Consider the following 23,827-nt stretch of genomic DNA (forward strand, 5'->3'; position numbering starts at 1 on the left):
CAGTCGCGACCCGTTATCTCATCACTTTTTGATTAGCTTAGCGTAAAAGAAGCCGTCGCCCTCTTCGGCACCGGGCAAATTTTGTTTACCCGGTTGCTCTGGTGTTCCTGTTTCGCAAAGTTCGGCATCAGCGGTACGTTGCAAAAAGGCTTTAATCTGCAGGCTATTCTCTTCCGGTAACATCGAACAGGTGGCATAGACCAGGGTTCCTCCGGATTTTAAATGCGACCAGATGGCGTCGAGAATTTCAGACTGCAACTGCGCGAGTTCTGGGATATCGCGATCGCGGCGTAACCATTTAATATCCGGATGGCGACGAATTACACCAGTTGCCGAACAAGGTGCATCTAATAAAATGCGATCGAACTGTTGCTCACCACACCATTGGGAAGGGTAACGGCCATCACCTTGTTTTACGGTTGCCTTCATACCAAGGCGTTTTAAATTGTCGTAAACGCGAGAGAGGCGCTGCTCATCAATATCGACCGCCAGAACTTGCGCCTCTGGAGCAACCTCAAGAATATGCGTTGTTTTACCGCCTGGGGCGGCGCAAAGATCCAGAATGTGTTCACCATTTTGTGGAGCAAGCCAGGTCATGCAACCTTGTGCTGAAGCATCCTGAACGGTAACCCATCCTTCTTCAAAACCGGGTAGCGCATGAACAGGTGCAGGTGTTTCCAGCTGTACAGCATCAGGGTAATCCGCATGCGGGAAACCTTTCATTCCTGCTTCATCCAGCAATGCAAGCCAGCTGTCGCGGGAATGATGCGTACGATTAACGCGCAGCCACATTGGCGGACGCTGGTTATTGGCTTCGACGATGGATTGCCACTGCTCGGGATACGCCTTTTGCAGACGCTTCAGCAACCAGGAAGGATGCAGATAACGTGCATCACTGGCATTAAACTCGGCTAATAACTCATCTTGCTGACGCTGGAACTGACGTAATACACCGTTAATCAATCCCTTAAGTTGCGGGCGCTTAATTGCAACTGCGCCTTCAACCGTTTCAGCCAGCGCGGCATGAGGTGGAATGCGGGTATAAAGCAGTTGATACAAACCAACCATAATCAGGTAATGAACAGTACGCTGTTTGCCTGTCATCGGACGGGCCATTAGCTTATTAATCAGCCAGTCTAACTGTGAGAGCGTACGCAGTACGCCAAAGCATAACTCCTGGAGAAGAGCTTTATCTTTATCGGAAACTTTTTGCTGGAGCGGTGGCAGAATGTTGCTCAGTGATTGCCCTTGCTCAACGACTTGTTCAATGGCCTGGGCCGCCATGCTACGTAAATTACGTTGTTTTTTCATAAGTATAAATATAAAGATGCCCGGTAAGACCGGGCTTAGAAGAGTGGACTATCAGGCCAGACGGTTGCCCGGTACAAACCATTCCCGACGAGAATTCAGGAGGTCTTGCACGCTCATCGCTTTCTTACCTGCAGGTTGCATTGAGAGCAGATTCAGGATGCCATCACCTGTCGCTACCTGAATGCCTTGTTTATTGGCTTCAAGGATTGTTCCTGGCGCAGCCTTTGTTGTCGTATCGATGACAGATGCTTTCCAGACTTTAACCGGCTGCCCTTCAATTTCCAGCCAGCTCATTGGCCATGGATTGAAAGCGCGAATGCAACGTTCAAGCTGTGCTGCCGAAAGTGACCAGTCAATACGCGCTTCTTCTTTACTCAACTTTTCGGCGTAAGTGACAAGAGTTTCGTCCTGAACTTCTGGTTTCGCCGTGCCGTCTGCCAGTTGTTTCAACGTAGTAATAAGCCCTTGTGGGCCAAGCTCTGCCAGTTTGTCGTACAGCGTACCACTGGTATCTTCTGCAGTAATCGGGCAGGAGAGCTTATAAAGCATGTCACCGGTGTCTAAACCAACATCCATTTGCATAATGGTCACACCAGTTTCTGCATCACCCGCCCATAGTGAGCGTTGGATTGGTGCAGCACCGCGCCAGCGTGGCAGCAGTGAACCATGAACGTTGATACAGCCAAGACGCGGCATCTCCAGCACAGCTTTAGGCAGAATTAAACCATAGGCGACGACGACCATAACATCAGCCTGCAGATCGGCGACCAGTTGCTGGTTTTCTTGTGGACGCAGGGAAACAGGTTGAAAAACGGGCAGACCTTTGTCCTCAGCCAGAACTTTAACCGGGCTGGGCATCAGTTTTTTACCGCGTCCTGCCGGTCGGTCTGGCTGGGTAAACACGCCAACGATGTTATGACCAGAAGACAACAGCGCGTCGAGATGACGCGCTGCAAAGTCAGGTGTACCCGCAAAAATAATACGTAGTGATTCTGACACGTTAATTCTTATCCTTAAGCCCGGGCTTTCAGACGATCCAGTTTTTCAACTTTCTGACGAATACGTTGTTGTTTCAGCGGTGACAGATAATCCATAAACAGTTTGCCGACCAGGTGATCCATCTCATGCTGAATACAGATGGCTAACAGACCGTCTGCTTCCAGTTCAAATGGTTTACCGTCGCGGTCCAGGGCGCGAATTTTAACTTTCTCTGCGCGTGGCACTAAAGCACGTTGTTCAGGGATCGACAGGCAACCTTCTTCAATGCCTGTTTCGCCGCTTTTTTCTAAAAGCTCCGGATTGATTAACACCAGCCGTTCGTCACGGTTTTCCGAAACATCAATTACAATGATACGTTGATGGATATCAACCTGGGTTGCCGCCAGGCCAATACCTTCTTCTGCGTACATCGTCTCGAACATATCATCGACGATACGCTGAATTTCTGCATTCACTTCTTCTACCGGTTTAGCAACTTTGCGAAGCCGCTCGTCCGGAATATGTAACACTTGCAAAACTGACATAAATCTCCAGAGATGTGTTCAGGAGTTAGAAAGATTATTTCTTCTATTCTAGACAAATCCCCCTCTGATTGACAGCATCACTGACCAATCGCAAAGATTGCTAAGGCTGCTTATGGCAGGGAGATAAGGATGGTTGATACAGAAATTTGGCTGCGTTTAATTAGCATCAGCAGCTTGTATGGCGATGATATGGTCCGTATAGCTCACTGGCTGGCAAAACAGTCGCATATTGATGCGGTTGTATTGCAGCAAACAGGGCTTACATTGCGGCAGGCACAACGCTTTCTTTCATTTCCGCGAAAGAGTATCGAAAGCTCACTTTGTTGGTTGGAGCAACCCAACCATCATTTAATCCCTGCGGACAGCGAATTTTATCCTCCTCAACTTCTGGCGACGACAGATTACCCCGGCGCACTGTTTGTTGAAGGAGAACTGCACGCGTTGCATTCATTTCAGCTTGCCGTAGTGGGGAGTCGGGCGCATTCATGGTATGGCGAGCGATGGGGACGATTATTTTGCGAAACTCTGGCGACGCGTGGAGTGACAATTACGAGTGGACTGGCGCGTGGAATCGATGGTGTGGCGCATAAAGCGGCCTTACAGGTAAATGGCGTTAGCATTGCTGTATTGGGGAATGGACTTAATACCATTCATCCCCGCCGCCATGCTCCACTGGCTGCCAGTCTACTTGAGCAAGGTGGTGCTCTCGTCTCGGAATTTCCCCTCGATGTTCCACCCCTTGCTTACAATTTCCCACGAAGAAATCGCATTATCAGTGGTCTAAGTAAAGGTGTACTGGTGGTGGAAGCGGCTTTGCGCAGTGGTTCGCTGGTGACAGCACGTTGTGCGCTTGAGCAGGGGCGTGAAGTTTTTGCTTTGCCAGGTCCAATAGGGAATCCGGGAAGCGAAGGGCCTCACTGGTTAATAAAACAAGGTGCGATTCTTGTGACGGAACCGGAAGAAATTCTGGAAAACTTGCAATTTGGATTGCACTGGTTGCCAGACGCCCCTGAAAATTCATTTTATTCACCAGATCAGGAAGACGTGGCATTGCCATTTCCTGAGCTCCTGGCTAACGTAGGAGATGAGGTAACACCTGTTGACGTCGTCGCTGAACGTGCCGGCCAACCTGTGCCAGAGGTAGTTACTCAACTACTCGAACTGGAGTTAGCAGGATGGATCGCAGCTGTACCCGGCGGCTATGTCCGATTGAGGAGGGCATGCCATGTTCGACGTACTAATGTATTTGTTTGAAACCTATATTCACACAGAAGCTGAGTTGCGTGTGGATCAAGACAAACTTGAACAGGATCTTACCGACGCAGGATTTGATCGAGAAGATATCTACAATGCCCTGCTTTGGCTGGAAAAGCTTGCGGATTATCAGGAAGGACTGGCAGAACCGATGCAACTGGCCTCTGATCCACTCTCCATGCGTATTTATACCCCTGAAGAGTGTGAAAGACTGGATGCCAGCTGTCGTGGTTTTCTGCTTTTCCTTGAGCAAATTCAGGTGCTTAACCTTGAAACCCGTGAAATGGTGATAGAGCGAGTGCTCGCGCTGGATACCGCTGAGTTCGACCTGGAAGACCTGAAATGGGTAATCCTGATGGTGTTGTTCAATATTCCGGGCTGCGAAAATGCGTACCAGCAAATGGAAGAATTACTCTTTGAAGTGAATGAAGGTATGCTGCATTAATCATTTCTTTAATTCAGCATAAGTAGTTATGGCGAAATCAGCACTGTTCACGGTGCGTAATAATGAGTCCTGCCCAAAGTGCGGGGCTGAACTAGTTATTCGATCCGGGAAACACGGTCCGTTTCTTGGATGCTCACAGTATCCGGCGTGTGACTACGTCCGTCCTCTGAAATCTTCAGCGGATGGACATATTGTCAAAGTTCTGGAGGGGCAGGTTTGCCCTGCATGTGGCGCAAATCTGGTATTACGCCAGGGACGCTTTGGTATGTTTATTGGTTGCAGTAACTACCCTGAATGCGAACATACCGAACTTATCGATAAACCGGACGAAACAGCAATTACATGCCCCCAATGCCGGACGGGCCATCTGGTTCAGCGCCGCTCCCGTTATGGCAAAACATTTCACTCCTGTGATCGCTACCCGGAGTGTCAATTTGCCATTAACTTCAAACCCATAGCTGGAGAATGCCCTGAGTGCCATTATCCGCTACTCATCGAAAAGAAAACCGCGCAGGGTGTAAAACACTTTTGTGCCAGTAAACAATGTGGAAAGCCGATTTCGGCGGAATAATAACGTGAATAATAACCTGCAAGGAGACGCTATCGCAGCTGCGATAGATGTCCTCAATGAAGAACGTGTCATCGCCTATCCAACGGAAGCCGTTTTCGGTGTCGGGTGCGATCCTGATAGCGAAACAGCAGTGATGCGACTGTTGGAGTTAAAACAGCGTCCGGTTGATAAGGGGCTGATTCTAATCGCCGCAAATTACGAGCAGCTTAAACCCTATATTGATGACACCATGCTGACTGACGCGCAGCGTGAAACTATATTTTCTCGCTGGCCAGGTCCTGTCACCTTTGTTTTTCCCGCGCCTGCGACAACACCGCGCTGGTTGACGGGCCGCTTTGATTCGCTTGCTGTACGAGTCACCGACCATCCGTTGGTGGTTGCTTTGTGCCAGGCTTATGGTAAACCGCTGGTTTCTACCAGTGCCAACTTGAGTGGATTGCCACCTTGTCGAACAGTAGACGAAGTTCGCGCACAATTTGGCGCGGCGTTCCCGGTTGTGCCTGGTGAAACGGGGGGGCGTTTAAATCCTTCAGAAATCCGCGATGCCCTGACGGGTGAACTGTTTCGACAGGGGTAACATAATGGAAACCTATGCTGTTTTTGGTAATCCGATAGCCCACAGCAAATCGCCATTCATTCATCAGCAATTTGCTCAGCAACTGAATATTGAACATCCCTATGGACGCGTGTTGGCACCCATCAATGATTTCATCAACACACTGAACGCTTTCTTTAGTGCTGGTGGTAAAGGTGCGAATGTGACGGTACCTTTTAAAGAAGAGGCTTTTGCCAGAGCGGATGAGCTTACTGAACGGGCAGCGTTGGCTGGTGCTGTTAATACCCTCAAGCGGTTAGAAGATGGACGCCTGCTGGGTGACAATACCGATGGTATAGGTTTGTTAAGCGATCTGGAACGTCTGTCTTTTATCCGTCCTGGTTTACGTATTCTGCTCATTGGCGCTGGTGGAGCATCTCGCGGCGTACTACTGCCACTCCTTTCCCTGGACTGTGCGGTGACAATCACTAATCGGACGGTATCTCGCGCAGAAGAGTTGACTAAATTGTTTGCGCACACTGGCAGTATTCAGGCGTTGGGTATGGACGAACTGGAAGGTCATGAGTTTGATCTCATTATTAATGCAACATCCAGTGGCATCAGTGGTGATATTCCGGCGATCCCGTCATCGCTCATTCATCCAGGCATTTATTGCTATGACATGTTCTATCAGAAAGGAAAAACTCCTTTTCTGGCATGGTGTGAGCAGCGAGGCTCAAAGCGTAATGCTGATGGTTTAGGAATGCTGGTGGCACAGGCGGCTCATGCCTTCCTTCTTTGGCATGGCGTTCTGCCTGATGTAGAACCGGTCATCAAACTATTGCAACAGGAATTGTCAGCGTGAATCAGGCCATCCAGTTTCCGGATAGGGAAGAGTGGGACGAGAATAAAAGATGTGTATGTTTTCCCGCTCTCGTGAATGGTATGCAACTGACATGTGCGATCTCTGGCGAGAGTCTGGCGTATCGCTTTACTGGAGATACGCCAGAACAGTGGTTAGCGAGTTTTCGTCAGCATCGCTGGGACCTGGAAGAAGAAGCGGAAAACTTAATTCAGGAACAAAGTGAAGATGATCAAGGTTGGGTCTGGTTACCTTGATCCAGATATTCGTCCTTCCATTTCACGTAGTTATTTGCGGAATAGCGTAACCCAGCCTTCTCTTCATCACTTAACGGGCGGATCTGTTTGACGGGGCTACCGAGATACAGATATCCGCTCTCCAGCCGTTTATTTTGTGGGACCAGGCTACCCGCACCAATCATCACATCATCTTCTACTATTGCGCCATCAAGTAAAATTGAGCCCATCCCAACCAAAACTCGATTGCCAATGGTGCAGCCGTGGAGCATCACCTTGTGACCAACAGTGACATCTTCGCCAATGGTTAATGGGTTGCCATCTGGGTTGTACGAGGATTTATGAGTGACATGCAACATACTGCCATCCTGGATATTGGTGCGTGCTCCGATCTGTACATAATGTACATCTCCACGAATCACAACGAGCGGCCAGATCCCCACATCATCAGCCAAACGAACGTCACCAATCACGACGCTGCTATCGTCGATCATTACGCGCTGACCGATTTGTGGAAAAAGATCGCGGTATGGGCGTAAAACATCAGACATACTCACCTCAACAATAAATGATTTACTAATGACTTTGGGTGCATTATTGGCCTTGTGCAAGTCTTTTAGCATGCAAAAAAGCACCGTTTTGTGTGCGAATGCAGCAAAAAGGGTGAAAAAGCAACAAACAGAAAAAAAGATCAAAAAAGTACTTGTGCAAAAAATTGGGATCCCTATAATGCGCCTCCGTTGAGACGACAACGTGAAACACTTCACAAGATGGTCGTAACAACAAAGAGAAAAAATCCTGAAGTTCAGGGTTGACTCTGAAAGAGGAAAGCGTAATATACGCCACCTCGCGACAGTGAGCTGAAAGCCGCGTCGCAACTGCTCTTTAACAATTTATCAGACAATCTGTGTGGGCACTCGAAGATACGGATTCTTAACGTCGCAAGACGAAAAATGAATACCAAGTCTCAGGAGTGAACACGTAATTCATTACGAAGTTTAATTCTTTGAGCATCAAACTTTTAAATTGAAGAGTTTGATCATGGCTCAGATTGAACGCTGGCGGCAGGCCTAACACATGCAAGTCGAACGGTAACAGGAAGCAGCTTGCTGCTTTGCTGACGAGTGGCGGACGGGTGAGTAATGTCTGGGAAACTGCCTGATGGAGGGGGATAACTACTGGAAACGGTAGCTAATACCGCATAACGTCGCAAGACCAAAGAGGGGGACCTTAGGGCCTCTTGCCATCGGATGTGCCCAGATGGGATTAGCTAGTAGGTGGGGTAACGGCTCACCTAGGCGACGATCCCTAGCTGGTCTGAGAGGATGACCAGCCACACTGGAACTGAGACACGGTCCAGACTCCTACGGGAGGCAGCAGTGGGGAATATTGCACAATGGGCGCAAGCCTGATGCAGCCATGCCGCGTGTATGAAGAAGGCCTTCGGGTTGTAAAGTACTTTCAGCGGGGAGGAAGGGAGTAAAGTTAATACCTTTGCTCATTGACGTTACCCGCAGAAGAAGCACCGGCTAACTCCGTGCCAGCAGCCGCGGTAATACGGAGGGTGCAAGCGTTAATCGGAATTACTGGGCGTAAAGCGCACGCAGGCGGTTTGTTAAGTCAGATGTGAAATCCCCGGGCTCAACCTGGGAACTGCATCTGATACTGGCAAGCTTGAGTCTCGTAGAGGGGGGTAGAATTCCAGGTGTAGCGGTGAAATGCGTAGAGATCTGGAGGAATACCGGTGGCGAAGGCGGCCCCCTGGACGAAGACTGACGCTCAGGTGCGAAAGCGTGGGGAGCAAACAGGATTAGATACCCTGGTAGTCCACGCCGTAAACGATGTCGACTTGGAGGTTGTGCCCTTGAGGCGTGGCTTCCGGAGCTAACGCGTTAAGTCGACCGCCTGGGGAGTACGGCCGCAAGGTTAAAACTCAAATGAATTGACGGGGGCCCGCACAAGCGGTGGAGCATGTGGTTTAATTCGATGCAACGCGAAGAACCTTACCTGGTCTTGACATCCACGGAAGTTTTCAGAGATGAGAATGTGCCTTCGGGAACCGTGAGACAGGTGCTGCATGGCTGTCGTCAGCTCGTGTTGTGAAATGTTGGGTTAAGTCCCGCAACGAGCGCAACCCTTATCCTTTGTTGCCAGCGGTCCGGCCGGGAACTCAAAGGAGACTGCCAGTGATAAACTGGAGGAAGGTGGGGATGACGTCAAGTCATCATGGCCCTTACGACCAGGGCTACACACGTGCTACAATGGCGCATACAAAGAGAAGCGACCTCGCGAGAGCAAGCGGACCTCATAAAGTGCGTCGTAGTCCGGATTGGAGTCTGCAACTCGACTCCATGAAGTCGGAATCGCTAGTAATCGTGGATCAGAATGCCACGGTGAATACGTTCCCGGGCCTTGTACACACCGCCCGTCACACCATGGGAGTGGGTTGCAAAAGAAGTAGGTAGCTTAACCTTCGGGAGGGCGCTTACCACTTTGTGATTCATGACTGGGGTGAAGTCGTAACAAGGTAACCGTAGGGGAACCTGCGGTTGGATCACCTCCTTACCTTAAAGAAGCGTACTTTGAAGTGCTCACACAGATTGTCTGATGAAAATGAGCAGTAAAACCTCTACAGGCTTGTAGCTCAGGTGGTTAGAGCGCACCCCTGATAAGGGTGAGGTCGGTGGTTCAAGTCCACTCAGGCCTACCAAATTTGCATCGCAAATTTGAAGAGGTTTTAACTACATGTTATGGGGCTATAGCTCAGCTGGGAGAGCGCCTGCTTTGCACGCAGGAGGTCTGCGGTTCGATCCCGCATAGCTCCACCATCTCTGTAGTGATTAAATAAAAAATACTTCAGAGTGTACCTGCAAAGGTTCACTGCGAAGTTTTGCTCTTTAAAAATCTGGATCAAGCTGAAAATTGAAACACTGAACAACGAAAGTTGTTCGTGAGTCTCTCAAATTTTCGCAACACGATGATGGATCGCAAGAAACATCTTCGGGTTGTGAGGTTAAGCGACTAAGCGTACACGGTGGATGCCCTGGCAGTCAGAGGCGATGAAGGACGTGCTAATCTGCGATAAGCGTCGGTGAGGTGATATGAACCGTTATAACCGGCGATTTCCGAATGGGGAAACCCAGTGTGTTTCGACACACTATCATTAACTGAATCCATAGGTTAATGAGGCGAACCGGGGGAACTGAAACATCTAAGTACCCCGAGGAAAAGAAATCAACCGAGATTCCCCCAGTAGCGGCGAGCGAACGGGGAGGAGCCCAGAGCCTGAATCAGTGTGTGTGTTAGTGGAAGCGTCTGGAAAGGCGCGCGATACAGGGTGACAGCCCCGTACACAAAAATGCACATATTGTGAGCTCGATGAGTAGGGCGGGACACGTGGTATCCTGTCTGAATATGGGGGGACCATCCTCCAAGGCTAAATACTCCTGACTGACCGATAGTGAACCAGTACCGTGAGGGAAAGGCGAAAAGAACCCCGGCGAGGGGAGTGAAAAAGAACCTGAAACCGTGTACGTACAAGCAGTGGGAGCCTCTTTATGGGGTGACTGCGTACCTTTTGTATAATGGGTCAGCGACTTATATTCTGTAGCAAGGTTAACCGAATAGGGGAGCCGAAGGGAAACCGAGTCTTAACTGGGCGTTAAGTTGCAGGGTATAGACCCGAAACCCGGTGATCTAGCCATGGGCAGGTTGAAGGTTGGGTAACACTAACTGGAGGACCGAACCGACTAATGTTGAAAAATTAGCGGATGACTTGTGGCTGGGGGTGAAAGGCCAATCAAACCGGGAGATAGCTGGTTCTCCCCGAAAGCTATTTAGGTAGCGCCTCGTGAATTCATCTCCGGGGGTAGAGCACTGTTTCGGCAAGGGGGTCATCCCGACTTACCAACCCGATGCAAACTGCGAATACCGGAGAATGTTATCACGGGAGACACACGGCGGGTGCTAACGTCCGTCGTGAAGAGGGAAACAACCCAGACCGCCAGCTAAGGTCCCAAAGTCATGGTTAAGTGGGAAACGATGTGGGAAGGCCCAGACAGCCAGGATGTTGGCTTAGAAGCAGCCATCATTTAAAGAAAGCGTAATAGCTCACTGGTCGAGTCGGCCTGCGCGGAAGATGTAACGGGGCTAAACCATGCACCGAAGCTGCGGCAGCGACACTATGTGTTGTTGGGTAGGGGAGCGTTCTGTAAGCCTGTGAAGGTGGCCTGTGAGGGTTGCTGGAGGTATCAGAAGTGCGAATGCTGACATAAGTAACGATAAAGCGGGTGAAAAGCCCGCTCGCCGGAAGACCAAGGGTTCCTGTCCAACGTTAATCGGGGCAGGGTGAGTCGACCCCTAAGGCGAGGCCGAAAGGCGTAGTCGATGGGAAACAGGTTAATATTCCTGTACTTGGTGTTACTGCGAAGGGGGGACGGAGAAGGCTATGTTGGCCGGGCGACGGTTGTCCCGGTTTAAGCGTGTAGGCTGGTTTTCCAGGCAAATCCGGAAAACCAAGGCTGAGGCGTGATGACGAGGCACTACGGTGCTGAAGCGACAAATGCCCTGCTTCCAGGAAAAGCCTCTAAGCATCAGGTAACATCAAATCGTACCCCAAACCGACACAGGTGGTCAGGTAGAGAATACCAAGGCGCTTGAGAGAACTCGGGTGAAGGAACTAGGCAAAATGGTGCCGTAACTTCGGGAGAAGGCACGCTGATATGTAGGTGAAGCGACTTGCTCGTGGAGCTGAAATCAGTCGAAGATACCAGCTGGCTGCAACTGTTTATTAAAAACACAGCACTGTGCAAACACGAAAGTGGACGTATACGGTGTGACGCCTGCCCGGTGCCGGAAGGTTAATTGATGGGGTTAGCGGTAACGCGAAGCTCTTGATCGAAGCCCCGGTAAACGGCGGCCGTAACTATAACGGTCCTAAGGTAGCGAAATTCCTTGTCGGGTAAGTTCCGACCTGCACGAATGGCGTAATGATGGCCAGGCTGTCTCCACCCGAGACTCAGTGAAATTGAACTCGCTGTGAAGATGCAGTGTACCCGCGGCAAGACGGAAAGACCCCGTGAACCTTTACTATAGCTTGACACTGAACATTGAGCCTTGATGTGTAGGATAGGTGGGAGGCTTTGAAGTGTGGACGCCAGTCTGCATGGAGCCGACCTTGAAATACCACCCTTTAATGTTTGATGTTCTAACGTTGGCCCGTAATCCGGGTTGCGGACAGTGTCTGGTGGGTAGTTTGACTGGGGCGGTCTCCTCCTAAAGAGTAACGGAGGAGCACGAAGGTTGGCTAATCCTGGTCGGACATCAGGAGGTTAGTGCAATGGCATAAGCCAGCTTGACTGCGAGCGTGACGGCGCGAGCAGGTGCGAAAGCAGGTCATAGTGATCCGGTGGTTCTGAATGGAAGGGCCATCGCTCAACGGATAAAAGGTACTCCGGGGATAACAGGCTGATACCGCCCAAGAGTTCATATCGACGGCGGTGTTTGGCACCTCGATGTCGGCTCATCACATCCTGGGGCTGAAGTAGGTCCCAAGGGTATGGCTGTTCGCCATTTAAAGTGGTACGCGAGCTGGGTTTAGAACGTCGTGAGACAGTTCGGTCCCTATCTGCCGTGGGCGCTGGAGAACTGAGGGGGGCTGCTCCTAGTACGAGAGGACCGGAGTGGACGCATCACTGGTGTTCGGGTTGTCATGCCAATGGCACTGCCCGGTAGCTAAATGCGGAAGAGATAAGTGCTGAAAGCATCTAAGCACGAAACTTGCCCCGAGATGAGTTCTCCCTGAGACTTAGAGTCTCCTGAAGGAACGTTGAAGACGACGACGTTGATAGGCCGGGTGTGTAAGCGCAGCGATGCGTTGAGCTAACCGGTACTAATGAACCGTGAGGCTTAACCTTACAACGCCGAAGATGTTTTGGCGGATGAGAGAAAGATTTTCAGCCTGATACAGATTAGATTAACCGGCGACAAGCGGGTTAATGAAACAGAATTTGCCTGGCGGCCTTAGCGCGGTGGTCCCACCTGACCCCATGCCGAACTCAGAAGTGAAACGCCGTAGCGCCGATGGTAGTGTGGGGTCTCCCCATGCGAGAGTAGGGAACTGCCAGGCATCAAATTTAGCGTGCTGATATGGCTCAGTTGGTAGAGCGCACCCTTGGTAAGGGTGAGGTCCCCAGTTCGACTCTGGGTATCAGCACCACTTTTTAGGTTAAAGTTCGGCAGATTAGAAAAGAATTTGTCTGGCGGCAGTAGCGCGGTGGTCCCACCTGACCCCATGCCGAACTCAGAAGTGAAACGCCGTAGCGCCGATGGTAGTGTGGGGTCTCCCCATGCGAGAGTAGGGAACTGCCAGACATCAAATCAAGCGAAAGGCCATCCGAAAGGATGGCCTTTTTGCTTTTCGAACTAACATTCAATTAATGGATTACCTGCGATAAAAATGTCCTCGTACGCTCTGATTTAGGATGCGCAAAAAATTCATTAGGTGCAGCTTGCTCCACTATTTCCCCACGATCCATAAAAATCACCCGGTCAGCGACGGTTCGTGCAAACCCCATCTCATGTGTTACACACAACATTGTCATACCCGACTGCGCCAGCCCAATCATCGTATCCAGCACCTCTTTCACCATCTCAGGATCGAGCGCCGACGTTGGCTCATCAAACAACATAATTTTCGGCTTCATACACAGCGAACGTGCTATGGCAACACGTTGCTGCTGACCACCAGAAATCTGTCCGGGAAACTTCTGGGCATGTTCGGCAATTCTCACCCGCTCAAGGTAATGCATCGCCAGAGCTTCAGCCTCTTTCTTTGGCATCTTGCGTACCCAAATCGGTGCCAGGGTACAGTTCTGCAACACGGTCAGATGAGGGAAGAGATTGAAATGCTGAAAGACCATTCCCACTTCCTGCCTGACGCGCTCAATATTGCGGATATCTTCATTAAGTTCGATGCCATCTACCACGATCCGTCCCTGTTGATGTTCTTCCAGATGATTAATACAACGAATGGTTGTCGATTTACCGGAACCTGAAGGGCCACACAGAACGATCCGTTCGCCCGGTTGCACGATTAAATTTATATTTTTCAAAACATGGAATTGTCCATACCATTTATTGACGTTTTCCAGCGTAATCATCGCGTTAGCAGGTTGCAGTAAAATTTGGCTCATAGTGTCCTCAATGCGGTGTACGCCCGGTGTTAAAACGTTTTTCCAGATGTTGGCTATAACGTGACATGCTGAAACAGAAGATCCAGTAGATCAGCGCGGCGAAAACATACCCTTCCGTCGACATACCCAACCAGGCGGGATCAACGGTTGCCTGCTGAACGCTACTGAAAAGATCGAACAACCCGATGATGATCACCAGACTGGTATCTTTGAAGAGTGCGATGATGGTATTTACCAGCCCAGGAATTACCAGCTTCAACGCCTGTGGCAGAATAACCAGCCCCTGAGTTTTCCAGTAACCCAATGCCAGCGACTCTGCCGCTTCATATTGCCCTTTAGGCAGCGCCTGCAATCCGCCTCGCACGACTTCCGCAACATATGCTGACTGAAATAGGATCACGCCAACCAGCGCGCGGATCAGTTTGTCGATACTGGTGCCTTCTGCCATAAACAACGGCAGCATGACCGAAGACATAAACAATACGGTAATCAGCGGTACGCCGCGCCAGAACTCGATAAAAATGACCGATAAGATACGCACAATCGGCATATGGGAGCGGCGACCTAACGCCAGTAAGATCCCCCACGGTAGCGCCCCCGCAATCCCAACTGATGCAATAATTAAAGTTAGCGTCAACCCGCCCCATTGCCGGGTTTCAACCCGATCAAGACCAAGAAACCCACCATACATCAGCCACCAGACAACCAGTGGGTAAATCACCGCCCAGACCGCAATATAGCGACTGCGATGCGGAAGTATTTTCCAGAACATTGGTGCGATAGAAACAAGGCCAATCAGTAATGCCAGGTTAATTCGCCAGCGTTGGTCGTGTGGGTAAAGTCCATACATAAACTGACCAAATCGTTCGTGGATGAAGACCCAACAGGCACCGGATTTTGTGCAGTCGGCACGCGTTGAGCCAACCCAGTTAGCCTGCAAAAATGCCCAGTTCAGCAACGGTGGGATCAGTTCCCACATCAACCATATGCAGCCAATAGTCAGCAGGCTATTGCTCCAGCTGGAGAACAGATTTTTTCGCACCCACACCATCGCGCGGCTTGAGTTATGGCTCGCCAGGCGCGGGGGATGAGACAGCAATACTTTTGTCATCATGACTCCTTAGCGTTCAACGATCGCGATGCGGCGGTTATAGATATTCATCAGCAGCGAGATAGTCAGGCTGATAATCAGATAGACCGACATGGTCATGGCTATCGTCTCGATGGCTTGCCCCGTTTGGTTCAGCACGGTGCCAGCAAACAGCGAAACCATATCGGGATAGCCAATAGCGGCGGCAAGAGAGGAGTTCTTGACGATGTTGAGATACTGGCTGGTTAACGGTGGAATAATCACCCGCAATGCCTGGGGAATAATGACCCGGCGTAGCGTTACCGGGTTGGGTAATCCCAGTGATCGAGCCGCTTCATGTTGACCATAAGGCACTGCCTGGATCCCTGCGCGGATAATCTCGGCGATAAATGCAGAGGTATAAATCGAAAGTGCTAGCGTTAAGGCTGCCAGTTCAGGAATTAAAACCATCCCGCCGCGGAAATTAAAGCCTCGAAGGGCTGGGACATCCCAGTGTAGTGCTGCGCCAAAAAGCCATTGCGCCAGTAAAGGCAAACCAATGATCAACACTGCGGCAATCGGCCAGGTGCGGCGCAGTTGTCCGGTCTTTATCTGGTGTGTTTTATTAAAGCGGAATAGCCCAACAGAAAGGACTATAGCTATAACAACAGCCAGGATAAACGCAAGAAACCCATCTCCCAGCTGCGGCGACGGAATATAAAGCCCACGATTGCTCAGAAACACCAAATCCAGTGCGCTCACTGCCTGGCGTGGCCCGGGCAAATTGCGCAACACGGCAAAGTACCAGAAGAAGATTTGCAGCAATGGCGGAATATTACGGAAGATCTCAATATAAATTGTGGAAAGCTTTCGTAGCAGCCAGTTATCCGAAAGTCTCGCCAGACCGATAAAGAAGCCCAAAACAGAAGCGAACACAATACACAATGCAGAAACCAGTAGCGTATTGAGCAGGCCGACAATAAAAACGCGTCCGTAAGTGTCGCCTTGCTGATAATCAATCAAATGCTGAACGATGCCAAAACCGGCCCCGCGGTCAAGAAAAGCAAATCCTGATGTTATGCCGCGATTACTGAGATTCGTTACAGTGTTGTGAAATAACCAACCAATAATGCCGACAACAGCAACAACGGCAAGGATCTGGAATAACCAGGCGCGAACCGTAGGGTTGGCAAAAGAGAGTGAGCCTTTAACGGTTGAGCGGCGATGAGACATAGAAACCTCGGAAAGCATAACGCTGAAGAGAGCGCCGCCGTAGCGACGCTCGTTACCTCACACCGACTTAACGCACGGGCGGCGCGTACTGAATACCGCCGTTATTCCAGAGATTATTTTGCCCACGTTTAATTTTCAGCGGGCTTTCTGAACCTACGTTACGCTCGAAAATTTCCGAGTAGTTACCCACCTGTTTGATGATGTTAAAGGCCCATTTATTATCCAGCTTCAGATCCTTGCCGTAATCGCCTTCTTTACCCAGCAGATGTGCCATATCAGGCGTTGCTGGATTAGCCGCTTTTTCATCGACGTTCTGGGAATTGATGCCCATCTCTTCAGCATTCAGCATGGCGAAAAGCGTCCAGCGTACAATCGAGAACCATTCATCATCGCCACGACGAACTACCGGCCCAAGTGGTTCTTTAGAGATAACTTCCGGTAAGACAATCCATTCAGCTGGGTTGCTTAATTTGATGCGTAGGGCATACAGTTGTGATTGATCCGAGGCCAGAGTATCACAGCGGCCTGATTCCAGAGCTTTCGCTGATTCGTCTGAGCGATCGAAGGTTACTGGCGTGTACTTCATATTATTTGCCTTGAAGTAATCGGCGACGTTGAGTTCGGTATCAGTCCCCGCCTGAATACAGACGGTAGCGCCATCCAGTTCTTTCGCGCTTTTTAGCCCCGCTTTATCGTGCGTCAGGAAGCCAATGCCGTCGTAATAAGTGACGCCAGTAAATGCCATTCCCATCCCGGCATCGCGAGATGAAGTCCAGGTCGTATTACGGGAGAGCAAATCCACCTCCCCTGACTGTAAAGCGGTGAAGCGTTCTTTTGCAGTGAGCGGGGTATATTTCACTTTCGTATCGTCACCGAATACAGCAGCGGCAACACCACGACAAACATCTACATCAATACCTGAAAACTTACCGTCAGCATCGGCATAAGAGAACCCAGGTAATCCATCACTGATCCCGCATTGCACAAAACCTTTTTTCTGAACGGCATCAAGCGTCGCGCCAGCATGCGCCTGATTTGCAACGGCAAGCAGCACGCTGGCGGCAGCCAGTGTGGCTATCATCATCTTTTTCATAATGCTTCCTGTGAGGCGAAAATTATCGTTATAGGACGTTTGGGAAACGTCTTTTACCTGTCTGTGGCCATCCTCTTATAAGCAAAAGTAGTGCCAGCTTTTGCGCACGATTTCGCGTCGCAATAAGCTGAGTGTAGACAGGAAATAATAAAAACAGCGCCCCGCAATGGTGCGAAAATGAAACATGCGCCACATTTTGGCGCAAAATATTTACGCGTTTTTTACTAAGCAGAATAATGATTGTTAGCGTGAGTATATTTCTGGTGGGATGTGTGAAAGTTAAATTGATGCGTTATTTCGAAAGCAGCGAAATAACGTGATATAACATGCTAAATCAGCAGGGAATTACCCAGCAGAATATAGCAATATTTTATCTTATGGAAAGATACTGTATCGTTAAAAAGAGCGCGGAGCTCCGCGCCCTGTTTAGTTATTTCGACAGAGCGATGATCCCCATCGTCAGGCCAGCAACAGCTGCTGCCCCGCCGGCAATAGCCCCAGCCGTTTCCCAGTTATCCTGAGTCGTGCCTTTCATACAGGTATTGGTGTGAACCAGACGACCCTGATCGTCATAAACCGGAACGCAGGGCGAATCGTGAGCACAGCCCGCCAGCAATGCGGTGAGCAATGTCACAGGAATTAATCTTTTCATGGTGTTACCTCAGTAATAAACGCTAACGCTTAATAAGTTAACTCTCTTATTAACGAGCTGAATGCCATTTTATCACTGGAGGTTATAAATCTTGCGGAATGAATAATGACAATTTATGTGAATTGTAAAAATAGTGAAGGGAGCGGGAACTATAGAAAGTTTTTAAAGAGTGAGAAGAAGAATATCTTATTAATTTTTATGGGGTTCACTGAAAATAAAAAAGGCGCCTGAAAGCGCCTTTATGTTTCTGATTTATCCTTTAAAGCATCGACGGATCACCACAAAGAACACTGGCACGAAGAAGATTGCCAGCAACGTTGCAGAGACCATTCCGCCCATTACCCCGATACCGACTGCGTTTTGCGCGCCACTGCCGGCCCCGTTACTGATAGCCAGCGGTAATACGCCGAGAATAAAGGCGAGAGAGGTCATCAGGATAGGACGCAGACGCATACGTACTGCCATTAGTGTCGCTTCAACAACACCTTTACCCTCTTTCTCCATGAGATCTTTAGCGAACTCAACAATCAAAATAGCGTTTTTGGCCGACAAGCCAATTGTCGTTAGCAAGCCCACCATAAAGTAGACGTCATTTTTTTGATTAAAGAGTGTTGCCGCCAGTAGCACGCCGACAATCCCTAACGGCACGACCAACATAACCGAGACAGGAATTGACCAGCTTTCATAGAGTGCAGCAAGGCACAGGAAAACAACCACAAAGGAAATTGCTACCAGAGCGGGAGCCTGGTTTCCCGATAAACGTTCCTGATATGACATACCCGTCCAGTCATAACCAATGCCCGCCGGTAATTTTGACGCAAGGTTTTCCATCAACGCCATAGCATCGCCGGAACTGGTTCCTGGCGCGGCTTCCCCCTGAATCTCCATTGACGGCAGACCGTTGTAGCGTTCCAGTCGCGGAGAGCCATACACCCAATGTGAAGTGGTAAAGGCAGAGAATGGCACCATTTCGCCGTTGGCGCTGCGGACATAAAGTTTATCGACATCTTCTGGCAGCATACGGAATTTGGCATCCGCCTGAACATACACCTTTTTCACGCGACCACGGTCGATGAAGTCGTTAACGTAAGTCCCACCCAACGCCGTTGAAATGGTCTGATTGATGTCAGAAAGTGAAACACCTAATGCCTGCGCCTTTTCCTGGTCAACTTCCAGTTTAAACTGCGCGGTGTCTTCCAGGCCATTAGGGCGCACGCTGACTAAGCTGGCAGGATGTTGCGCCGCCATGCCAAGCAACTGGTTACGGGCCTGGGTCAGGGCATCGTGACCCAGCCCAGCCTGATCAATTAACTCAAAGTCGAAACCCGTTGCCGTGCCTAGTTCAACAATGGCTGGCATATTAAATGGAATGACAAAACCGTCGCGGATCTTGCCCAATTCCATTTTGGCACGATGGATTACTGCTTCCGCACTGTTTTCGTCACCACTACGCTCTTCCCACGGTTTCAGACTGACGAAGGCCATACCGGCGTTTTGTGCCTGGCCGCTGAAGCTAAAGCCGTTAACTGTAAAGACACTTTCAACGTTCGCTTTCTCGTTCTTCAGATAGTAATCCGTCACTTGATCCAACACTTTTTGCGTCCGCTCTTGCGTCGCGCCAGCGGGTAACTGAATCATGGTCAGAAAGACACCCTGATCCTCTTCAGGTAAGAAGGAAGACGGAAGACGTAAAAACAACACCACCATTCCTGCAACAATCAGCGCATAGATCAGTAAATATCGCCCTGTGGAACCGAGGATTTTGCCAACGCTATTGGTGTAGTGATTAACGCTATGATCGAAAGTGGTGTTAAACCAGCCGAAGAATCCTCCCTTATTTTCGTGATGCTCGGCAGAGACTGGTTTCAGCAATGTTGCACATAACGCGGGGGTGAGAATCAGCGCAACCAGTACTGAAAGCGCCATTGCTGAAACAATAGTGATAGAGAACTGGCGATAAATTGCCCCTGTTGAGCCACCGAAGAATGCCATCGGAATAAATACCGCCGACAGTACCATCGCGATACCTACCAGCGCGCCCTGGATTTGCGACATCGATTTTTCCGTCGCTTCTCTGGGGGGGAGTTTATCCTCCATCATTACGCGCTCGACGTTCTCCACAACGACTATCGCATCATCAACAAGAAGTCCGATGGCAAGTACCATCCCAAACATCGTTAGCGTATTGATGGAGTAACCAAAAGCGGCGAGTATGGCAAATGTCCCTAACAACACGACAGGTACAGCAATGGTGGGTATCAATGTTGCCCGCATGTTCTGCAAGAACAGATACATCACCAGGAACACCAGCATAATGGCTTCGAACAGCGTTTTCACCACTTCCTGGATAGAAAGCTGGACGAAAGGCGTGGTGTCATAAGGGTAAAGAACCTTCATTCCCTGCGGGAAGAATGGCTGTAATTCCGCCAGTTTTGCCTTAATGGCTTTCGCGGTATCGAGAGCATTCGCGCCGGTTGCCAGCTTAATCCCCAGGCCCGCCGCCGGTTTTCCGTTGATGCGAGCGATAACGTTATAGTTTTCACCGCCAAGTTCAACCCGTGCGACATCTTTCAGACGCACCACCGAGCCGTCACTGTTTACGCGCAGGGTCACTTTGCCGAATTCTTCCGGATTTTTTAACCGCGTCTGAGCAATAATCGAGGCGTTCAACTGTTGCCCTGGTAACGCTGGCGTTCCGCCCAACTGTCCGGCAGCGATCTGATCGTTCTGTACCTTCAACTGGTTAATCACATCAACCGGTGTCAGTTTATATTTGTTTAGCAGATCGGCGTCCAGCCAGATACGCATCGCATACTGTGCGCCGAAAAGCTGTACGTCACCGACGCCATTCAGACGGCTAAGCGTATCTTTAACGTTAGAGGCCACATAGTCCGAGATATCGTCCTGTGTGGTGCCAGGGTTATCAGAGACAAAGCCCGCCACCATCAAATAGCTGCTACTGGACTTTTCAACACTGATCCCCTGCTGCTGAACCTCCTGCGGCAGCAACGGCGTGGCGAGCTGGAGTTTGTTCTGCACCTGTACTTGCGCGATATCAGGATCGGTCCCGGACTGGAAGGTAAGGGTAATTGTCACGCTACCGGCGGAATCGCTGGTGGAGGACATATACATCAGGTTATCGATACCGTTCATATTCTGTTCGATAACCTGCGTCACTGTATCCTGCACGGTCTGCGCATCAGCACCCGGATAGTTTGCCGAAACAGAAACCGCAGGCGGCGCAATGGTTGGATACTGGGCGACGGGCAATTGTAGGATCGCCAGTGCGCCCGCCATCATCAGAATAATGGCCAGCACCCATGCAAATATCGGTCGTCGAATAAAAAAGTTTGCCATGTCAGATTGCCTTACTTCGATGCAGTATCTGCGGGGGTATCGGTAGTGGCTTTAACCTGCTCTCCCGGACGCGCTTTTTGCAGGCCGCTGACAATGACTTGATCGCCAGATTTCAGACCTTCGCTAATCAACCATTTATCGCCAATCGCCTGACTGGCAACGACAGGGCGCGCTTCAACCTGACTTTTATTGTTAACAATCAGCACGGTTGCATCACCACGTGGTGTGCGGCTAACGCCTTGTTGCGGGATAAGAATGGCGTCAGGTTGGACGCCTTCATCAATCCGTGCGCGCACAAACATACCCGGCAAAAGCGTATGTTGCGGGTTAGGGAAGACAGCACGTAGGGTTATGGAGCCGGTGCTTTCATCAACGGTCACATCGGAGAATTGCAGCGTACCTTTCAGGGGATAGGTTTGACCGTTCTCCATGACCAACTCTACGTTGCTGGTGGCGTTTTCCTTATGCAAATTTCCTTGCTCTACGGATTGCTTCAGCCTCATAAAATCGTTGCTGGATTGGGTCACATCAACGTAGATAGGATCGAGCTGCTGGACAGTCGCCAGTTCAGTCGTTTGCCCATTAGTGACAAGAGCGCCTTCGGTCACGGTCGATTTGCCGATACGTCCGCTAATTGGCGCAGTCACTTTGGTATAAGCGAGATTGATGCGAGCGCTTTCGACTGTGGCTTTTGCGGCAATCACGGCGGCATCGGCCTGGCGAGCATCAGCAATGGCCTGGTCGTACTCCTGCTGACTGATGTATTTCGTACCCACGAGCGGAACGTAACGTTTTACCGTCAAATGCGCGATGGCGGCGGCGGCTTCACTTTTCGCCAGTTCGCCTTTCGCGCTGTCATAACTTGCCTGATAGGTCGCGGGATCGATCTGGTACAGGGACTGGCCTGCTTGCACATCGCTGCCTTCAGTGAAATTGCGATTCAGTACGATCCCGCTAACCTGTGGGCGAACTTCGGCTATACGGTAAGCATTGGTGCGGCCTGGTAATTCAGTCTTAACTTCTAACGGGGCCGTTTTCACAATATGAACGGTAACCTGCGGTTCACCGACGTGAGCTTTCTCTTCTCCCTTATCGTTACAACCGGCGATTAAAGCCGCGGAGATCAGAATAAAGGAGGGCAGGAGGAAAAACCTGGCATGTTTCGTCATTACTATTCCTCAAAAAACCAAAAGCGCGTTATTTGCCCAAAAAGGCAATGCGTTAACTCGCAGAAAGAAAAATACAGTTCGCTATCCTACAAATTATCATTCGTCGATGTAAGGAATAGTTATGAATACTGGCAACTCAAGGCACATAAACACAAAAAAAGATTAATATTCTACTGTTTTGTTTTGACGCGGAATGAAAGAAATAGAATTAAAATCTCGTAAATTGAAATATGTATAGGTCAAGTGAATGTATTTTATGTAAATAATACATATCATTTATTTGACGATTTATAGCAACGCAATATTAGCCTCTCGTATAAATACACATTAGGTGATAGATTAACCTTCGCTATTTTCTCATCCTGTGTCGAATATATTTATTTCCTGAATAATTAATCATGGCAAAAAGAACCAAAGCTGAAGCCCTGAAGACCCGGCAAGAACTGATTGAAACTGCCATCGCCCAGTTTGCGCAGCATGGCGTAAGCAAGACGACGCTCAACGACATTGCCGACGCTGCTAACGTTACGCGTGGCGCTATCTACTGGCACTTCGAAAACAAGACTCAACTGTTTAATGAGATGTGGTTGCAACAGCCTTCATTGCGGGAGTTAATCCAGGATCACTTGACCGCTGGGTTAGAGCATGACCCGTTTCAGCAATTGCGTGAAAAATTGATTGTCGGTTTGCAATATATTGCCAAAATTCCCCGCCAGCAGGCGTTGCTGAAAATCTTATATCACAAATGTGAATTTAATGATGAGATGCTGGCCGAGGGAGTGATACGCGAAAAGATGGGCTTTAATCCGCAGACTCTCCGCGAAGTATTGCAGGCGTGTCAGCAACAAGGTTGTGTAGCAAATAATCTCGATTTAGATGTTGTGATGATTATTATTGATGGTGCCTTCAGCGGAATTGTTCAAAACTGGTTAATGAATATGGCGGGTTATGATCTTTATAAACAAGCCCCCGCTCTGGTCGATAACGTATTAAGAATGTTCATGCCAGATGAAAACATAACGAAATTAATTCATAAAACGAATGAATTAAGTGTCATATAAATTCACATTCTGTCCTGAAAATTCAGTTCGTCACAGTTAACCAGTTTTAGTGGATTAACTGAGTTCATATTGCGGCATTTGTCTGTTTCTGTTGCCAGCAGTTCAATCCACTGCATCAGTAAAGTATCAAACAGAAAAACGAAGACAGCGAAAACGACGAGCCACCAATACTTGCGAATCATTACCTGAGCCTGTGCATGTTTAACCAAGTCTGGCAGGAAATATACACGAAATGAATAATCTGAAAACCAGGCTTACACTTC

The 23,827-nt window shown here is 49.6% G+C and carries 19 protein-coding genes, 3 tRNA genes and 4 rRNA genes; 14 read left to right on the forward strand and 12 right to left on the reverse strand.

Annotated features, from left to right (window positions below; translation table 11 throughout):
- Positions 1-21: 21 nt before the first annotated feature.
- The 3 genes from rsmB to def are packed head-to-tail and all read right to left on the reverse strand — an operon-like array spanning position 22 to position 2,834.
- Positions 22-1,311: a 16S rRNA (cytosine(967)-C(5))-methyltransferase RsmB gene (gene rsmB, locus EAS44_RS03005; protein WP_000744766.1), complete on the reverse strand. Its 1,290-nt coding sequence runs from the start codon at positions 1,309-1,311 to the stop codon at positions 22-24.
- Between the two features lie 51 nt (positions 1,312-1,362).
- Positions 1,363-2,310, reverse strand: a complete 948-nt coding sequence (gene fmt, locus EAS44_RS03010) for a methionyl-tRNA formyltransferase (RefSeq protein WP_000004421.1) — start codon at positions 2,308-2,310, stop codon at positions 1,363-1,365.
- A gap of 14 nt (positions 2,311-2,324) precedes the next feature.
- Positions 2,325-2,834 carry a peptide deformylase gene (gene def / locus EAS44_RS03015; protein WP_000114984.1) on the reverse strand — a complete coding sequence of 170 codons (510 nt, stop codon included), beginning with the start codon at positions 2,832-2,834 and terminating at the stop codon, positions 2,325-2,327.
- A 129-nt stretch (positions 2,835-2,963) separates the two neighbouring features.
- On the opposite strand from def, the gene dprA reads away from it, so the two are divergent.
- From dprA to yrdB, 6 genes are read left to right on the forward strand one after another with little or no spacing between them, the layout of a single operon-like run.
- Entirely contained in the window at positions 2,964-4,088 is a 1,125-nt protein-coding gene (gene dprA / locus EAS44_RS03020; protein ID WP_000228508.1) for a DNA-protecting protein DprA, read from the forward strand.
- Positions 4,060-4,533 carry a DUF494 family protein Smg gene (gene smg / locus EAS44_RS03025; protein WP_000460672.1) on the forward strand — a complete coding sequence of 158 codons (474 nt, stop codon included), beginning with the start codon at positions 4,060-4,062 and terminating at the stop codon, positions 4,531-4,533. Before dprA ends, smg begins: the two co-directional genes overlap by 29 nt.
- Before the next feature lie 28 nt (positions 4,534-4,561).
- The gene (gene yrdD, locus EAS44_RS03030) at positions 4,562-5,104 is read left to right on the forward strand and encodes a type I DNA topoisomerase (RefSeq protein ID WP_001312137.1); all 543 of its coding nucleotides are present in this window, start codon (positions 4,562-4,564) and stop codon (positions 5,102-5,104) included.
- A gap of 4 nt (positions 5,105-5,108) precedes the next feature.
- A complete protein-coding gene (gene tsaC, locus EAS44_RS03035) occupies positions 5,109-5,681 on the forward strand; it encodes an L-threonylcarbamoyladenylate synthase type 1 TsaC (protein ID WP_001297709.1) in 573 nt (190 codons plus the stop codon).
- 4 nt (positions 5,682-5,685) lie between these two features.
- Positions 5,686-6,504, forward strand: coding sequence for a shikimate dehydrogenase (gene aroE / locus EAS44_RS03040; protein WP_000451230.1), 819 nt, complete (start codon positions 5,686-5,688; stop codon positions 6,502-6,504).
- The gene (yrdB, locus tag EAS44_RS03045; RefSeq protein WP_001070567.1) at positions 6,501-6,758 is read left to right on the forward strand and encodes a DUF1488 domain-containing protein; all 258 of its coding nucleotides are present in this window, start codon (positions 6,501-6,503) and stop codon (positions 6,756-6,758) included. The genes aroE and yrdB overlap by 4 nt, the downstream gene beginning before the upstream one ends.
- Here yrdB and yrdA read toward each other — a convergent pair.
- A complete protein-coding gene (yrdA, locus tag EAS44_RS03050; RefSeq protein ID WP_001286216.1) occupies positions 6,734-7,288 on the reverse strand; it encodes a gamma carbonic anhydrase family protein in 555 nt (184 codons plus the stop codon). The two genes, yrdB and yrdA, sit on opposite strands and share 25 nt — an antisense overlap.
- Positions 7,289-7,760: 472 nt before the next feature.
- Between yrdA and EAS44_RS03055 the strand changes: the two genes are divergently transcribed.
- The 7 genes from EAS44_RS03055 to rrf (EAS44_RS03085) all read left to right on the forward strand — a co-directional run bounded on the left by EAS44_RS03055 (position 7,761) and on the right by rrf (EAS44_RS03085) (position 13,109).
- A 16S ribosomal RNA gene (locus tag EAS44_RS03055) occupies positions 7,761-9,302 on the forward strand.
- A gap of 68 nt (positions 9,303-9,370) precedes the next feature.
- Positions 9,371-9,447 (forward strand) — tRNA-Ile (locus EAS44_RS03060).
- 42 nt (positions 9,448-9,489) lie between these two features.
- A tRNA-Ala gene (locus tag EAS44_RS03065) sits at positions 9,490-9,565 on the forward strand.
- A gap of 183 nt (positions 9,566-9,748) precedes the next feature.
- A 23S ribosomal RNA gene (locus EAS44_RS03070) occupies positions 9,749-12,652 on the forward strand.
- 96 nt (positions 12,653-12,748) lie between these two features.
- Positions 12,749-12,864 (forward strand): 5S ribosomal RNA (rrf, locus tag EAS44_RS03075).
- 14 nt (positions 12,865-12,878) lie between these two features.
- Positions 12,879-12,954, forward strand: a tRNA-Thr gene (locus EAS44_RS03080).
- 39 nt (positions 12,955-12,993) lie between these two features.
- Positions 12,994-13,109 (forward strand): 5S ribosomal RNA (gene rrf / locus EAS44_RS03085).
- The 16S, 23S and 5S rRNA genes sit together here with 3 tRNA genes alongside, the layout of an rRNA operon.
- A 62-nt stretch (positions 13,110-13,171) precedes the next feature.
- Here the strand turns inward: rrf (EAS44_RS03085) and yhdZ are convergent.
- From yhdZ to acrE, 7 genes are all read right to left on the reverse strand, one after another.
- Positions 13,172-13,930, reverse strand: a complete 759-nt coding sequence (gene yhdZ, locus EAS44_RS03090; RefSeq protein ID WP_000078319.1) for an amino acid ABC transporter ATP-binding protein — start codon at positions 13,928-13,930, stop codon at positions 13,172-13,174.
- 7 nt (positions 13,931-13,937) lie between these two features.
- Positions 13,938-15,041 carry an amino acid ABC transporter permease gene (gene yhdY / locus EAS44_RS03095; RefSeq protein WP_001350716.1) on the reverse strand — a complete coding sequence of 368 codons (1,104 nt, stop codon included), beginning with the start codon at positions 15,039-15,041 and terminating at the stop codon, positions 13,938-13,940.
- Positions 15,042-15,050: 9 nt separating this feature from the next.
- On the reverse strand, positions 15,051-16,232 hold the full coding sequence (yhdX, locus tag EAS44_RS03100; protein ID WP_001350717.1) for an amino acid ABC transporter permease: 1,182 nt from the start codon (positions 16,230-16,232) through the stop codon (positions 15,051-15,053).
- 67 nt (positions 16,233-16,299) lie between these two features.
- Positions 16,300-17,325: an amino acid ABC transporter substrate-binding protein gene (locus tag EAS44_RS03105; RefSeq protein ID WP_000738577.1), complete on the reverse strand. Its 1,026-nt coding sequence runs from the start codon at positions 17,323-17,325 to the stop codon at positions 16,300-16,302.
- A gap of 430 nt (positions 17,326-17,755) precedes the next feature.
- On the reverse strand, positions 17,756-17,977 hold the full coding sequence (locus EAS44_RS03110; RefSeq protein ID WP_000825647.1) for a membrane protein: 222 nt from the start codon (positions 17,975-17,977) through the stop codon (positions 17,756-17,758).
- Between the two features lie 252 nt (positions 17,978-18,229).
- Positions 18,230-21,334 carry a multidrug efflux RND transporter permease subunit AcrF gene (acrF, locus tag EAS44_RS03115; RefSeq protein ID WP_001273256.1) on the reverse strand — a complete coding sequence of 1,035 codons (3,105 nt, stop codon included), beginning with the start codon at positions 21,332-21,334 and terminating at the stop codon, positions 18,230-18,232.
- Positions 21,335-21,345: 11 nt separating this feature from the next.
- A complete protein-coding gene (acrE, locus tag EAS44_RS03120) occupies positions 21,346-22,503 on the reverse strand; it encodes a multidrug efflux RND transporter periplasmic adaptor subunit AcrE (RefSeq protein ID WP_000160349.1) in 1,158 nt (385 codons plus the stop codon).
- A gap of 398 nt (positions 22,504-22,901) precedes the next feature.
- On the opposite strand from acrE, the gene acrS reads away from it, so the two are divergent.
- Entirely contained in the window at positions 22,902-23,564 is a 663-nt protein-coding gene (acrS, locus tag EAS44_RS03125; protein WP_001129506.1) for a multidrug efflux transporter transcriptional repressor AcrS, read from the forward strand.
- 2 nt (positions 23,565-23,566) lie between these two features.
- Here the strand turns inward: acrS and yhdU are convergent, their stop codons facing one another.
- Positions 23,567-23,746, reverse strand: coding sequence for a DUF2556 family protein (gene yhdU / locus EAS44_RS03130; protein ID WP_001295275.1), 180 nt, complete (start codon positions 23,744-23,746; stop codon positions 23,567-23,569).
- Positions 23,747-23,827: the final 81 nt, after the last annotated feature.

Origin of the sequence: Escherichia coli DSM 30083 = JCM 1649 = ATCC 11775, from assembly GCF_003697165.2 — a bacterium.
In the GTDB taxonomy this organism is placed as follows: domain Bacteria; phylum Pseudomonadota; class Gammaproteobacteria; order Enterobacterales; family Enterobacteriaceae; genus Escherichia; species Escherichia coli.

Bases quoted from the DNA above. Each gene is read 5' to 3' on its own strand.
- rsmB (WP_000744766.1), bottom strand. From the start codon at position 1,311: ATGAAAAAACAACGTAATTTACGTAGCATGGCGGCCCAGGCCATTGAA.
- def (WP_000114984.1), bottom strand. From the start codon at position 2,834: ATGTCAGTTTTGCAAGTGTTACATATTCCGGACGAGCGGCTTCGCAAA.
- dprA (WP_000228508.1), top strand. From the start codon at position 2,964: ATGGTTGATACAGAAATTTGGCTGCGTTTAATTAGCATCAGCAGCTTG.
- smg (WP_000460672.1), top strand. From the start codon at position 4,060: ATGTTCGACGTACTAATGTATTTGTTTGAAACCTATATTCACACAGAA.
- yrdD (WP_001312137.1), top strand. From the start codon at position 4,562: ATGGCGAAATCAGCACTGTTCACGGTGCGTAATAATGAGTCCTGCCCA.
- aroE (WP_000451230.1), top strand. From the start codon at position 5,686: ATGGAAACCTATGCTGTTTTTGGTAATCCGATAGCCCACAGCAAATCG.
- yrdA (WP_001286216.1), bottom strand. From the start codon at position 7,288: ATGTCTGATGTTTTACGCCCATACCGCGATCTTTTTCCACAAATCGGT.
- yhdZ (WP_000078319.1), bottom strand. From the start codon at position 13,930: ATGAGCCAAATTTTACTGCAACCTGCTAACGCGATGATTACGCTGGAA.
- yhdY (WP_001350716.1), bottom strand. From the start codon at position 15,041: ATGACAAAAGTATTGCTGTCTCATCCCCCGCGCCTGGCGAGCCATAAC.
- yhdX (WP_001350717.1), bottom strand. From the start codon at position 16,232: ATGTCTCATCGCCGCTCAACCGTTAAAGGCTCACTCTCTTTTGCCAAC.
- EAS44_RS03105 (WP_000738577.1), bottom strand. From the start codon at position 17,325: ATGAAAAAGATGATGATAGCCACACTGGCTGCCGCCAGCGTGCTGCTT.
- EAS44_RS03110 (WP_000825647.1), bottom strand. From the start codon at position 17,977: ATGAAAAGATTAATTCCTGTGACATTGCTCACCGCATTGCTGGCGGGC.
- acrF (WP_001273256.1), bottom strand. From the start codon at position 21,334: ATGGCAAACTTTTTTATTCGACGACCGATATTTGCATGGGTGCTGGCC.
- acrE (WP_000160349.1), bottom strand. From the start codon at position 22,503: ATGACGAAACATGCCAGGTTTTTCCTCCTGCCCTCCTTTATTCTGATC.
- acrS (WP_001129506.1), top strand. From the start codon at position 22,902: ATGGCAAAAAGAACCAAAGCTGAAGCCCTGAAGACCCGGCAAGAACTG.
- yhdU (WP_001295275.1), bottom strand. From the start codon at position 23,746: ATGATTCGCAAGTATTGGTGGCTCGTCGTTTTCGCTGTCTTCGTTTTT.